Source organism: Chryseobacterium paludis (assembly GCF_025403485.1).
In the GTDB taxonomy this organism is placed as follows: domain Bacteria; phylum Bacteroidota; class Bacteroidia; order Flavobacteriales; family Weeksellaceae; genus Chryseobacterium; species Chryseobacterium paludis.
On sequence record NZ_CP099966.1, the window covers coordinates 4,727,231 to 4,739,556 of the forward strand.

The 12,326-nt window shown below is 34.8% G+C and carries 13 protein-coding genes and 1 tRNA gene; 4 read left to right on the forward strand and 10 right to left on the reverse strand.

Features of this window, described 5'->3' with window-relative positions:
- Positions 1 to 42 precede the first annotated feature (42 nt).
- From NG806_RS21525 to NG806_RS21540, 4 genes are all read right to left on the reverse strand, one after another.
- Positions 43 to 801, reverse strand: a complete 759-nt coding sequence (locus NG806_RS21525; protein WP_214831964.1) for an SDR family NAD(P)-dependent oxidoreductase — start codon at positions 799 to 801, stop codon at positions 43 to 45.
- 438 nt (positions 802 to 1,239) lie between these two features.
- Positions 1,240 to 1,824, reverse strand: a complete 585-nt coding sequence (locus NG806_RS21530) for a Crp/Fnr family transcriptional regulator (protein ID WP_214831961.1) — start codon at positions 1,822 to 1,824, stop codon at positions 1,240 to 1,242.
- A 161-nt stretch (positions 1,825 to 1,985) separates the two neighbouring features.
- Positions 1,986 to 2,067: transfer RNA gene (locus NG806_RS21535), tRNA-Leu, on the reverse strand.
- A 68-nt stretch (positions 2,068 to 2,135) separates the two neighbouring features.
- Positions 2,136 to 2,903, reverse strand: a complete 768-nt coding sequence (locus NG806_RS21540) for an MBL fold metallo-hydrolase (protein ID WP_261511293.1) — start codon at positions 2,901 to 2,903, stop codon at positions 2,136 to 2,138.
- A gap of 54 nt (positions 2,904 to 2,957) precedes the next feature.
- On the opposite strand from NG806_RS21540, the gene NG806_RS21545 reads away from it, so the two are divergent.
- Both NG806_RS21545 and NG806_RS21550 read left to right on the forward strand, forming a co-directional pair.
- Positions 2,958 to 4,385 (forward strand): TonB-dependent receptor, encoded by a 1,428-nt coding sequence (locus NG806_RS21545; protein ID WP_214826580.1) that lies wholly within the window; start codon positions 2,958 to 2,960, stop codon positions 4,383 to 4,385.
- A gap of 12 nt (positions 4,386 to 4,397) precedes the next feature.
- The gene (locus NG806_RS21550; RefSeq protein WP_214826577.1) at positions 4,398 to 4,847 is read left to right on the forward strand and encodes a GAF domain-containing protein; all 450 of its coding nucleotides are present in this window, start codon (positions 4,398 to 4,400) and stop codon (positions 4,845 to 4,847) included.
- Between the two features lie 134 nt (positions 4,848 to 4,981).
- On the opposite strand, the gene NG806_RS21555 is transcribed toward NG806_RS21550, so the two are convergent.
- The 5 genes from NG806_RS21555 to NG806_RS21565 all read right to left on the reverse strand — a co-directional run bounded on the left by NG806_RS21555 (position 4,982) and on the right by NG806_RS21565 (position 8,783).
- Positions 4,982 to 5,719 (reverse strand): ABC transporter substrate-binding protein, encoded by a 738-nt coding sequence (locus NG806_RS21555; protein ID WP_261511294.1) that lies wholly within the window; start codon positions 5,717 to 5,719, stop codon positions 4,982 to 4,984.
- 19 nt (positions 5,720 to 5,738) lie between these two features.
- Positions 5,739 to 7,061, reverse strand: a complete 1,323-nt coding sequence (gene mgtE / locus NG806_RS21560; protein ID WP_214826570.1) for a magnesium transporter — start codon at positions 7,059 to 7,061, stop codon at positions 5,739 to 5,741.
- 374 nt (positions 7,062 to 7,435) lie between these two features.
- On the reverse strand, positions 7,436 to 7,579 hold the full coding sequence (locus tag NG806_RS23110; RefSeq protein WP_449243611.1) for a bacteriocin-like protein: 144 nt from the start codon (positions 7,577 to 7,579) through the stop codon (positions 7,436 to 7,438).
- 35 nt (positions 7,580 to 7,614) lie between these two features.
- The gene (locus NG806_RS23115) at positions 7,615 to 7,758 is read right to left on the reverse strand and encodes a bacteriocin-like protein (RefSeq protein WP_449243612.1); all 144 of its coding nucleotides are present in this window, start codon (positions 7,756 to 7,758) and stop codon (positions 7,615 to 7,617) included.
- 467 nt (positions 7,759 to 8,225) lie between these two features.
- A complete protein-coding gene (locus tag NG806_RS21565) occupies positions 8,226 to 8,783 on the reverse strand; it encodes a pyruvate decarboxylase (RefSeq protein ID WP_214826567.1) in 558 nt (185 codons plus the stop codon).
- Between the two features lie 173 nt (positions 8,784 to 8,956).
- On the opposite strand from NG806_RS21565, the gene rpsO reads away from it, so the two are divergent.
- Complete coding sequence (gene rpsO / locus NG806_RS21570; protein ID WP_214826564.1) at positions 8,957 to 9,226, forward strand: 30S ribosomal protein S15; 270 nt, start codon at positions 8,957 to 8,959, stop codon at positions 9,224 to 9,226.
- A 142-nt stretch (positions 9,227 to 9,368) separates the two neighbouring features.
- Positions 9,369 to 10,541 (forward strand): acyloxyacyl hydrolase, encoded by a 1,173-nt coding sequence (locus tag NG806_RS21575; protein ID WP_261511295.1) that lies wholly within the window; start codon positions 9,369 to 9,371, stop codon positions 10,539 to 10,541.
- Between the two features lie 108 nt (positions 10,542 to 10,649).
- On the opposite strand, the gene NG806_RS21580 is transcribed toward NG806_RS21575, so the two are convergent.
- Positions 10,650 to 12,074: a sugar MFS transporter gene (locus NG806_RS21580; RefSeq protein WP_261511296.1), complete on the reverse strand. Its 1,425-nt coding sequence runs from the start codon at positions 12,072 to 12,074 to the stop codon at positions 10,650 to 10,652.
- Between the last annotated feature and the right edge of the window lie 252 nt (positions 12,075 to 12,326).

The following is a 12,326-nucleotide window of genomic DNA, read 5'->3' on the forward strand; positions in this document are numbered from 1 at the left end:
CAGTGATAAGTCTTATTAACTTTCATTTTTGGAGTTGCGATTTTAAAAACCATACATACCACCCGAAACGGAAATTTGCTCACCCGTAATCCAGGCTGCATCATCTGAAGCCAGGAATACCGCAGCTTTTGCAATATCTGCAGGCTGTCCTCTGCGGCCAAGTGGTGTTTTTTCGATAAACATTTTTTCATACTCACTGCCGGCGGTAACGCCTGCACTGGTTGCACCTTCTGTTTCCGTAGCGCCGGGCAAAATAGAATTGATACGGATATTTTTTCCACCCAGTTCTTTAGATAATGCAATGGTGAACGCATCTATTGCGGCCTTGGTTGAAGAGTATAATGATGCATTTGGAAGTGGGTATTTACTTGCACCCGAACTAATATTGATGATGTTTCCGCCCTTATCTCCAAAAAGTTTCAGAGCTGCCTGGATAGTCAATACAGTTCCTAACACATTGACGTTGAAACTTTGGTGGAAATCCTTTACCGAAATTTCTTCAATAGGTGCATATCCCTGAGATACCGCATTATTGACTAAAATATCCAGGGTGCCGAAAGCATTCTCGGTTTCTTTAAACAACCTGATCACATCTGCTTCGTTCGATACATCTGCTTGTACTGCAATGGCTATTCCACCATTATTTGTTATTGCTTTAACGACTTTGTCTGCTCCTTCTTTGCTGGAGGCATAATTTACAACAACCTTTGCACCTGCTGCTGCAAAATGTTTGGCAATAGCTGCACCAATTCCTTTGGAAGCACCGGTAACTATCGCTACCTTGTTTTCTAATTTACTCATGATTTCTATTATTAATTGCATTGAAATTCTTCAGGTTTTTTTCCTTCTGAAGTATATGCAAAGTTGCTGCATCATAACGAGCTGCACGTTGAGATGGATCATTGATTACAAGTGACAAATATCAATTCAAAGTGATGATTTAAATCAAATAGATATGTTAAAAGGTTGTAAAAAAGCGACTTATGGAAAATGTGAAAATGAAAAAAAGAGAATGCTAAAGGATCACAAAGGCATAAATTGCATCATTAAGTACTTTTTCATTGGGGGAAGGGACAAAATTGCATAATCCAAATTGGGGTATCCGGCGGAGGTAATTTACAAATTATACAAATCCGGGCATTGATTTATAGGATGTTTATGTCAGGTGGGTAGAAGATCCTTAGGTGATTCAATCTAACAGGCGTAAAATGATAGCGAATCCTAAGATAGTTAAAGGATCTATTTTAAAGCGTTTTTCTTTATCCTGCTCAGAGTTTCAGATGTTAATCCAAGATAAGAAGCGATCATGTTTTGCGGAAACCGCTGAAGAAAATAAGGATAATTTTTGACGAATTCCTCATAGCGCTCTTCAGCTGAATAGTTAATAGCCAGCATCCTTTTCTGAGCTGCAATAGTATTGTTTTGGCTAATCACGTTCGACATCGCAGAAAAAGCAGGGATATGCTTGAGAAATTCTTCAATTTCCGCGTTTGTTGATTGTAGGATCTCAAGTTCCTCCAACGCTTCAATATTAAAGCGGCTTGGTGTTAGAAGGTAAAAGCTTTCAAAATCTGTCAGCCACCAATTTTCTATAGACAATTTTAGTATATTTTCATGTCCTTTCTCATCTACTGTAAAGGTTCTGGCGGAGCCCTTTACAATAAATCCAATATATTTGCAAACGTCTCCTTCCTGTAAAAAATATTGTCGTTTTCGAAGTTTTTTGGGTTTGAAATGTACTGTCAATAATTGCTTATCATCTTCTGATAGCAATTTTCCTGATATTTCTTGAATGTAATCAAAAAACGTTTCAAAATTGGACATTATAAAAGTATCTTAATGGTTTGCAATTTACTCAATTTAAAACATATCTCTATAATGCAGAAAACATATATTAGGGTACTGCCTTTTGTAATTTGTTGATTATCAAAGTGTGTTAAATAAAATGGCACTAACTGTTTTTAGTTAGTGCCATTTTTCTTTTGTACCCAGTACCAGAATCGAACTGGTACATCTTTCGATACTAGAGTTTGAGTCTAGCGCGTCTACCAATTCCGCCAACTGGGCTTGTTTTAAATTGGTGTGCAAATATAGAAACTTTTCTGAAAATTTAAAAATTTTTTATGAACTTTTCTTTAAAATTTTATTTCCAAACCGTCGTAAGCAAGGTGCATTCCGGGTGGAAGTAGTTTATCTTCAACATCATGCAAACCTAGGTGATGGCTTATATGAGTAAGAAATAATTGTTTAGGTTTTAGTTCTTCATGGAGCTGGATAGCATCTGGAAGAATAAAATGAGCCGGATGGGGATCAAATTTTCGGATGACATTTAAAATTAAAACATCAAGATCTTTTAATTTTTCTTTTTCAGTTTCAGAAATAAAGCTGGCATCCGTGATGTAGGCCAGTTTTTTGAACTTATATCCAAAGATAGCTATTTGATGATGCATTACCTCGATTGGAGTTATCTCTGCATCTAAAATATGAAAAGATTTATTTTCAATTTCATGAAGATCAAAAGCTGGGGCGCCGGGATATCTCACGTCGGCAAAAGCATAAGGAAAGCGCTCTCTAATTTCATTTCCTACTCTTTTATTACAGTAAATAGGCATGTTTTCGCCACTTTTGAAAATAAGTGGCCGCATATCATCTAGCCCGATGATATGATCATTATGCTCATGGGTAATTAGAGCGATATCTACTGTATTTTCGTGGTTTGCCAACATCTGCTGCCTGAAATCCGGGCCGCAGTCGATGAGTATTTTTCTGTTTTCTTCTGTAGAGATCATTACGGAAGATCGCAAGCGATTGTCTTTTGGATTATCCGAAGTACAGACCTCACAAGTACAGCCAATAACGGGTACGCCCTGAGAAGTACCAGTTCCTAAAAATTTCAACTTCATTTTGTTTTGAGGTTGGTATTATTTTGGTAAATTTACAAAAAATTTAATGTCCTAATGTATCAGAAACTAACTCCTAAACAAAAAGCATTAACAATTAATCTAGATCCTACTATTTATGGTACTTTCGCGGAAATTGGAGCAGGGCAGGAGACTGTTCGACATTTTTTTAGAGCAGGTGGGGCTTCCGGTACAATTGCTAAGGCGATGTCTGCATATGACAAAGATTTTAGTGATGCCATTTATGGGAAAGAGGCTAAAAACAGGTATGTTACTCAGAACCGACTTCGCAAAATGCTTCGATATGAAGTTGCATTGATAGAAGAAAGGATTTCCAGAGAAAACAGTCCAAACAGAAAGTTCTTTTCCTATGCTAATACGGTAACTACCATTAATTTTGATAAGACCCTTAAAGGGCACGGTTGGGTAGGAATCCGTTTTCAGGTAAAAGAAAATGAGGACTATAACGAAATTGTTATCCACGTAAAATTCAAAGAGAATGATGCTACTTTACAGCAGGAAACTCTTGGAAATTTAGGGGTAAATCTTATTTTCGGAGCCTTTACTTATTATGACAATCCACGAACATTAATTGAGTCTTTATATGATGATGTAGCGACTGACAATCTTGAAATTGATATGATCGATTTCAGTGGTCCTGCCTTCGACTATGTGGATAACAGATTGATGTCTTTACAACTGGTGAAAAATAACATGACTGATGCTGTTATTTTCAATAGCCAGGGTAATAATATGTTACCGGCAGATATTCTTTACAAAAAAAATATTTTTGCGGTAAGGGGAAGTTTCAGACCGGTAACCAAAGTAAATATTGACATGCTGCAAAATGGTATAGATATGTTTATGAAAGATGCTGCTTGTACCCAGGAACAAACCGAAATTTTAATTGAAATTACAATTTCCAACCTTCGGGCTGATGGTGATATCGATGAAAGGGATTTTATGGATAGGGTGGATATCTTAGGGAAATTAGGATATACGGTAATTGTTTCGAACTTCTCAGAATATTATCGATTGATCGATTATTTTGCTTCCTATACTACCGGAAATATTGGAGTGGCAATGGGAGTAAATAATCTGTTGATGGTGTTTGATGAGAAATACTATAAAAACCTGTCAGGTGGAATTCTCGAAGCCTTTGGTAAGTTTTTCCGTAACGGAATGAGAGTGTATCTTTATCCATATAAAGATCCGGAAACACACGAATTACTGGATGCTTCTACGCTTAAGGTAGAAGAAAATTTGAAAGAGCTTTACAAATACTTCAAATTGAACAATCGTATCGTAGACATTAAAAATTATAATCCGGAGTTCCTGGAAATTTATTCCAGAGAAATATTAAGAAAAATTGCTTGTAATATCAAAGGCTGGGAAACTCAGGTTCCTGAAGGTGTTGCGGAAATGATTAAAGAACGTGGGATGTTCGGATATAAAGAAGAATTTTCATTAAAACAACTCTCTTAAAACAACAATATAATGTCAGAATTAAAGAAAAGGCTTTCTTCTATTCTTGAAAGCCCAAAACATAATACAGAAGAAAAACTTCAGAAAGTTTGTCACCTGCTGGATCAGGAAATTTCCTATTTCAATTGGACGGGTTTCTATTTTAAAAATGGAGATAAGGAGGAATTGATTTTAGGTCCTTATGTAGGAGCTGAGACGGATCATACTATTATTCCATTTGGAAAAGGTATTTGTGGTCAGGTTGCAGTTTCTAATGAAACCTATGTAGTCCCTGATGTTAAGCAGGAAAGTAATTATTTGAGCTGTTCAATTGATACCAAGGCAGAAATCGTAGTTCCGATTTTTAAAAATGGAGAAAATGTTGGACAGATCGATATCGATTCTCATAAAATAGATCCTTTTACGGATGAAGACCGTGAATTATTAGAATGGCTTTGTAAAGAAGTTTCCAAAATTTTATAATCCATCTTAAAGAAAATACAACTCCGGTCACAAGCCGGAGTTTTTTTGTTTTTATGGTCTTAGCATTTATTCTAAAGTATCTGCGGGCAATAAAACATATTCATTTATTTAATAGAAATGGGCATAGTCATAAATTATTTAGAATCTGAATCTATCTCAGCAATCAATTCTTTAAAATAATCTTCACATTTTGCAATGTGTGTTCCATACCAGGAAAATGCTTCCCCATCAACAATCATCATTTTTTTATCGGGATAATATTCTTTTAACTCTGCAATATGTTTTTCTTTAAATGGAAAGGGTTCAGAAGAAAGCATAATGATATCGGTTTCAGCAAGATCTTCGACCGTAATTTCCGGATATCGGGTTCTGTCCTGGAAACTGTTTTCAAATCCTATTTCCGTTAAAATCCGGTGAATGAAAGTGTCTGAACCTATTGTCATATAAGGGTTTTTCCAAATAAGATAGGCTACTTTGATTTTTGAGTTGATTTTTGCAAGATTTAATACCTCATAGATCTTCAGATTATATGCTTTCGCTTTTTCCTCTTGATGGAAAATGTTTCCTAAGTTTTTTAATAGATAATAGTTGTCTTCTATGGTTTCAACATTTGTCACTATAACTTTAAAATCTTCCATCAGAGCTTCAACCTGTTCTTTAATATTCTCTTCTTTATTGGCAAGAATAAGATCTGGTTTTAAGCTTTTAATCTTTTCAATATTCAGGTTTTTTGTTCCACCGATAATGGGAACATTTTTTACTTTTTCCTGGGGATGAATACAAAATTTTGTTCTTCCAATAATCTCATTTTCAGTTAACCCTAAATCAAATAATGCCTCCGTTATAGAGGGTACCAGAGAAATAACTTTCATTTTTAGACTTTGCCTAAAATTACAAAAGTTTACCGGTTAAGAAAAGTCCGGCTACGGAAAAGTAAATAATTAATCCTGTTACGTCCACTAACGTAGCTACAAAAGGGGCGGATGAGGTAGCGGGGTCAAGTTTTAATTTTTTTAATATAAAAGGGACCATAGAACCTGAAAGTGTTCCCCAAAGTACAATTAACACTAAAGAAACCGCGACACTTAAACCTACATATACCCAATGGGCACCGTAACTGAAGAAGCCTGCTTCATGCCAGATCATAATTCTTAAAAAGCCAATAATACCAAGGATTCCTCCTAAAAAGAGGCCTGTAAAGATTTCTTTCTTCATGACATACCACCAGTCCTTTAAGCCTATTTCCTGCAGTGCCATAGCTCTAATGATAAGCGTTGCGGCTTGTGAGCCTGAATTTCCACCACTGGAAATAATTAATGGAACAAACAGTGCCAATACAACTGCCTTTTGAATTTCGTCTTCAAAATATCCCATTGCTGATGCTGTGAGCATTTCAGAAAAGAATAATATGATCAACCACATTCCTCTCTTTTTTACCATTTCGATAAGCGAGGTTTGTGTATAAGGTAAATCTAATGCTTCAAGACCCCCAAATTTCTGGATGTCTTCCGTGTTTTGTTGTTCGATCTGGTCAAGGATGTCATCAATAGTTACAATCCCTACAAGGACGCCTGATTCAGTGATAATAGGAAGTGCAGTACGGTCGTATTTTTCAAAATATGTAACGGCATCCTCTTTTGAGGTCATCGTTGTTATAGCCACAAAATGATTATCAGTGAGATCAGATACCAAAGTGTCTTCCTCTGCTAATAATAAACTTCCTACTGCTAAGTCATCAATTAAACGGTTTCTTTCATCCACCACATAAAGATGGTTCATTGTTTCAACCCTTTTTCCAACCTTCTTGATCTGTTGCAGACATTTCTTTACTGTCCACTCTTTACGGATCTGGATGTAGTAGGGGGTCATTAATCGGGCAATGGAATCAGAATGGTATCCCAAAAGTTTCAATGCAATCCTTCTTTCCTGTGGGTTAAGATGATTGATGGAATATTTAATAAGTTCATCCGGAAAATCTTCAAACAGTGCCGTCCTGTCATCTGGAGTCATCGCATTCAGGATCTCTGAAACATCATCACTTCCAATACTTCTGATAGTTTCTTCCTGGAAGTCCGGATCGAGATGAGAGAATACCTCTGCTTTGTATTCTTTGGGAACTTTCAAAAATGCCAATAGCCTCTCATCAGCAGGAAGATCGCTAAGAGTTTCGGCAATGTCGGCAGGATTTAAGATAAGTTCGTCAGTATAATTCAAAACGTGAGATTTTTGGATACGCAAAAATAATTCAATTTTTTAGAATTGCCCAATGATGTGGCAAAATTAAGGATTTATTAAAGTTTTATTCTTGTGATCTGTGGTAATTGGCATTGATCTATAGGGGATATTAATGAAAAAACATCTGTGGGGGACAGATGTTTAAATTAGTTTAAAAAAAAATAAGTTTTTTATTCAAGCGGTTCGCAAACAGGAAAGGGAGATACCATACAAATTCCTCCACTGCAGCATTCTCCAGCCCAGCATTGAGTTGAATCTTTGCACTTTCTGATAAGCCCGCTGCCATTTATTTCTTTTTGCATCAGCCTGTCCAGTTTTTTTAAATTTACATTTTTCATGGTATTTGATTTAAATTAATCTTCAATACAAGCTTGCGGTACACAGATTCCATTGCAGCACCATGCTCCAAAACATTGTGCGTGGCTGGTGCATCTTTTAAGAGCTCCGCCATTAATTGCTTTTTGTTCTTGTCTGTTAAGTTTTTTTAGATTTTTCATAAGGTTTTAATATAAAGTTAAACTGATAGGTGTTATTAATCTTCAAAGCACGCATCCAGAACGCAAACCCTGTGGCAGCAAAATCCTCCAAAACACTGTGAGTTGTCAGTGCATTTTATAATTCCACCTCCATTAATTGTTTTTTGTTCTTGTCTGTTGAGTTTTTTTAAATTTTTCATAGTGTAAAGTATTTGGTTTTAATGTGTTACTAAAATAATGAAAATATTTATATTATTCACTCATTTGTAGAGTTAATTGTTTCCTGCTAATCTTTATCAGATGAGAATTATGGTATAAAAAACAAAACACCCGCAAAAATTGCGGGTATAATAATGAATTTAAAAAATGAAGAGATTTATTTTGTTTAATTAAACTTCGGGTAGGTGGTGAGTACGATATACTCTTTTTCGACATGATCTATCAGTACATCTAAAATGCTTAGTTACATCTCAAGCTGTAACACTAGGGTTTCAATGCTTGCTTCGGGTTGGTTTTTGATTTTTCATGGTCATTAGTTTGTTAGTATGAAACTAAATTAATCAAAATATTTGAATTATTCACAAATAAATTGAATTATTTTTATCAAAATTTATTAAAATTTTGATTTCTAATGAGATGTGTGGAATGTAGTGATAGTGATGTAAAACTAAAAACCAGATTCTGAAGAAGGTTTTAGTTTTCTTAATTTTTTCAGAATACTTTTTATTGCTCCGTTGGTTCCTATCTTGATAGAGTTCTCTGCTGAACCTAAAAGACGCATATTTTTACGGTAAGTATCATAATCCGATTCTGTAATAAAATTCCCCGATGCATCAAAAAGTTTCATACTTACAATAACCTGATTGGAGAAAACATACTTTCCAATTCCTACTTTGAAATATTTTACCTTAGGAACGATCGCAAAATCAGCATCATTGTTGATGCAGTAGTCAGCAATGGTTTGGGTATCTACACTATCAAAAGGGATCTGGACTTCAGTTCGAAGCATTTTATTTTTCTTATAGCCGCTTAAATGATCTGAGACAGCACTAAAAAATGCATGATTGGTAGGCTCTTTTATTTCTTCAATATCAGGTTCTACTTCAGGATTAAAGTATAGAACTTTTTTTATTTTGTCCTCTGAAGCACCTTTTTGTGCTTTTACTGAAGCGATACCGATCAGTAAAAGAGTAGAAGCCGTGGTAAAAAGTAAAATTTTTCTCATTTGTATTCGTTTGCAAAATTACTGTCTTTTAACGGGATGGCATAAAATTTATTAAGAAATTTTTAACATTTTTTTCTATCATTTTTGATATATGAAATCAATAATGTTTTGCTGACTTAAAAAATAGTTGTACTTTTGCACCCGTTACATAATAATCATTAAACAATATTGGAATGTACTTAACAACAGAAAAAAAGCAGGAAATTTTCTCAAAACACGGGAAATCTGCACAAGACACAGGAAGTGCTGAAGGACAAGTAGCTCTTTTCACTTTCAGAATCAATCACTTATCTCAGCATTTAAAGGCTAACCGTCACGATTTTGCAACGGAAAGATCTTTGGTGAAATTAGTAGGTAAAAGAAAAAGTTTATTAGATTACCTTAAAAATAAAGATATCGCAAGATATAGAGCAATTATTGCTGAACTAGGTTTAAGAAAATAATCTACAAAGATTTTCAAAATAAAAAGCAACTTCGAAAGAAGTTGCTTTTTTGTTGGTTTAATAGTAATTTGAAATTTAATTTAAATAATTATTAATTTATTGTGAATGAATGGTTAGATTTGCCAGTCTTTAAACTAAATTGATGTTTTTTAGGTATTTCTGTCTGATTGTACTTTCTTTAATTTTTGATTTTTGCATTGCGCAGGAAAAAGAAATCATAGTGCCATCTTCTTTGGCATTCTCCGGTGGAACGGAGTACGGAAATTTTTTTCGCACCAATGACCCCCTGAAAAGTTATCAACGAAGTGACTATATGGGATATTCTTTTCAGGTTTTAAAACAGACCAATGGTAAGAAGGATTGGGAAAAGGCTTATAATTATCCTCAATATGGTATTGGATTTTTCGCTTTTGACTTTCTCAAAAACAAGGAAATGGGAAGTCCATTTGGAATCTATGGTATTTATAATGGAAAGCTCAAGCAGTGGGGTAAGCTGAAATGGTATCATAGTGTTAACTTCGGAATTTCATTTAATTCTAATCCATTTGATGAAGATCATGGCTATTACAATACATCTGTAGGATCTAAAACGAATATGTTTATCAGTTTAGGAACCGGAATGTATTATGAATTAGGAAAGCATTTTGATCTAGGATTAAATCTCAAGTTTAATCATCTTTCCAACGGATCATTAAAATTCCCGAATAAAGGTCTTAATACTTATGCCCCTCAGTTAAGTCTTGTTTATTATCCCGAGCGGGCAGTATCTCATGTACGAGATACCGTTTTTGTTGATCATAAAAGGTATAATACACTGGAATTCTCAGTTTTTGGAGGACGGAAAAATATCTTTTATCGAGGTGGACAGCGTGATGAGTTAAGAAAACGGTATGATGGGTTTAATTACTCAGTATATGGTGCAGAAGCTTTTTATATGCGGCAATATTCTCCAAAATCAGCTTATGGAATCGGTATTGGTGTTACTCATGATGAGCAATATAATCACACCATGTATATATCAGATAGTACACTGTATCAGAAAAAACGTTTCTCGAATGATCGGTTGCTATTCAGTGTTATTCCTACTTATCGGTTAATGATTGGTAAATTGTATGTAAATATTGGTGCAGGATATTACATTTTTAGAAAAGAACGGAAATATGACAGTCCAGCTTTTTTTCAAAAAATAGGCTTGCATTATCAGATCACCGACCGGCTTTTTGCTTCATTTGGAATTAACGCGTATGATCTACATATTGCTGATTATCTTGAATGGAGATTAGGATATACATTTTCTAAAAAAGAAAGAAGATAGATCCGAAATCGAATTTTAAAAATTAAATAGGCTTCATTAAAACCAGTTCTAATCATTCAGGTGATCGATTTTAATGAAGCCTAAGCTTTTATAATATAATAAATTAGTTTAATGTCCTGACTTGGCTTCTGTAGTTTCTACATGTCCCAGATATTTAGTGCAATAGGCTCCGAAAATCAGAATGACCAGATAACAAAATACTGGAATAATAAAGGAGTGCTGCACGCCAAACTGATCAGCAAGGAATCCCTGGAAAATAGGAACAATAGCACCTCCTAAAATGGCCATAACCACTAGAGATGAACCCTGGCTCGTATATTTTCCTAATCCTGAAATAGCAAGTGTGTAGATATTAGAGAACATGATAGAATTGAAAATCCCGATTCCTAAAATACTATACATGGCCAATTCACCATGATTCACCATAGCGGAAATCAGCAATATGACATTTACTGCAGCGAAAATAGACAATGTTCTTGCAGGAGCTGCCTTACCAATGAAGAAAGCAATAAAATTAAGTACGATAAATACAAGGAAAAAGCTAATCTGAGAAAAGGTAAGATTAACGATACTGAAGATGACTAGAAAGACAACAGTAGCAGCTCCAAGCATGTAAATAGCCTTTTTTCCCTGACTGATCGATTGGTTTAAAGAAATAGCTCCTAAAAAACGTCCGATCATAGCGCCACCCCAATATAAAGAAAGATAGTTCTTGCTGATGATTTCATTAAAGCCCATCACTTGTGGCTGCTCCAGGAAGCTGATGATAAAACTTCCAACAGCTACCTCCCCACCTACGTAACAGAACATAGCAAAAACGCCAAATTTCAAATGGCTGAATTCCAATGCTCCCCAACCTTTTATAATTTCTTCTTCATTAGTCTGAAAAGAGGGAAGTTTTACTCTTGAGATCAATAAAGCAACTAACAAAAGGATTCCTGCAAAGATTAAATAAGGGATTCTTGTTGCTACTGCACTGAATGATCCGTCTGGTGCTGAGAAAAATTCGAAAATTAAATGTCCGCCTAATACCGGAGCAATAGTTGTCCCAAAAGCATTGAACGCCTGAGTCATATTTAAACGGCTGGAAGCAGATTCTTCACTTCCTAATAAAGAAACATATGCATTCGCTGTAATTTGTAATACGGTGAATCCCAGGCCTAGAATAAACAGGGCACCCAGAAATAAAGGGTAGTAAGAAAAAGTAGCGGCTGGATAGAATAGAACACATCCAAAGGCAGCCAGGAAAATACCAAATATAATTCCTTTTTTATAACCAACTTTATTAATAGGATCTCCACTAGAAATAGAAATGAAAAAGTAAATTAATGAACCAATAAAATAAGCTCCGAAGAAACAGAACTGTACCAACATAGATTCGAAGAAGGTGAGATTGAAAAGCTGCTTGAGATAAGGGATCAAAATATCATTCATACAGGTAATAAATCCCCACATAAAAAATAACAAGGTGATGGTGATCAAAGGAACCGTATAATTCCTGCTTTGCGACTTTACTTCTTTATTTTTAATCATAAACATTTATTTAAAAGAAAGAGATGATGATATACTCTTTCAACGAGTTATAAAAGTTGGAACTTTAAAACTGTTTTATCATACATAAAACAGACTTTAAAAAGCAAGGCAAATATAGGGGAACAACTTTTTTTTCTGCAACTTTTCTTAACCTTTTTATGTTAATTTTATCCTTAAACACAATTATTATCTCTGATTGAGACAAAAATAGACCAAGAAAATTTTCATAGATAAATAAAAGAGTGAAAAGTG

Coding starts and splice junctions, on each gene's coding strand:
- NG806_RS21545 (WP_214826580.1), top strand. CDS start 2,958: ATGTATCAGAAACTAACTCCTAAACAAAAAGCATTAACAATTAATCTA.
- NG806_RS21565 (WP_214826567.1), bottom strand. CDS start 8,783: ATGAGAAAAATTTTACTTTTTACCACGGCTTCTACTCTTTTACTGATC.
- NG806_RS21530 (WP_214831961.1), bottom strand. CDS start 1,824: ATGTCCAATTTTGAAACGTTTTTTGATTACATTCAAGAAATATCAGGA.
- NG806_RS21575 (WP_261511295.1), top strand. CDS start 9,369: ATGTTTTTTAGGTATTTCTGTCTGATTGTACTTTCTTTAATTTTTGAT.
- NG806_RS21580 (WP_261511296.1), bottom strand. CDS start 12,074: ATGATTAAAAATAAAGAAGTAAAGTCGCAAAGCAGGAATTATACGGTT.
- NG806_RS23110 (WP_449243611.1), bottom strand. CDS start 7,579: ATGAAAAATCTAAAAAAACTTAACAGACAAGAACAAAAAGCAATTAAT.
- NG806_RS21550 (WP_214826577.1), top strand. CDS start 4,398: ATGTCAGAATTAAAGAAAAGGCTTTCTTCTATTCTTGAAAGCCCAAAA.
- NG806_RS21555 (WP_261511294.1), bottom strand. CDS start 5,719: ATGAAAGTTATTTCTCTGGTACCCTCTATAACGGAGGCATTATTTGAT.
- NG806_RS21540 (WP_261511293.1), bottom strand. CDS start 2,903: ATGAAGTTGAAATTTTTAGGAACTGGTACTTCTCAGGGCGTACCCGTT.
- NG806_RS23115 (WP_449243612.1), bottom strand. CDS start 7,758: ATGAAAAATTTAAAAAAACTCAACAGACAAGAACAAAAAACAATTAAT.
- rpsO (WP_214826564.1), top strand. CDS start 8,957: ATGTACTTAACAACAGAAAAAAAGCAGGAAATTTTCTCAAAACACGGG.
- NG806_RS21525 (WP_214831964.1), bottom strand. CDS start 801: ATGAGTAAATTAGAAAACAAGGTAGCGATAGTTACCGGTGCTTCCAAA.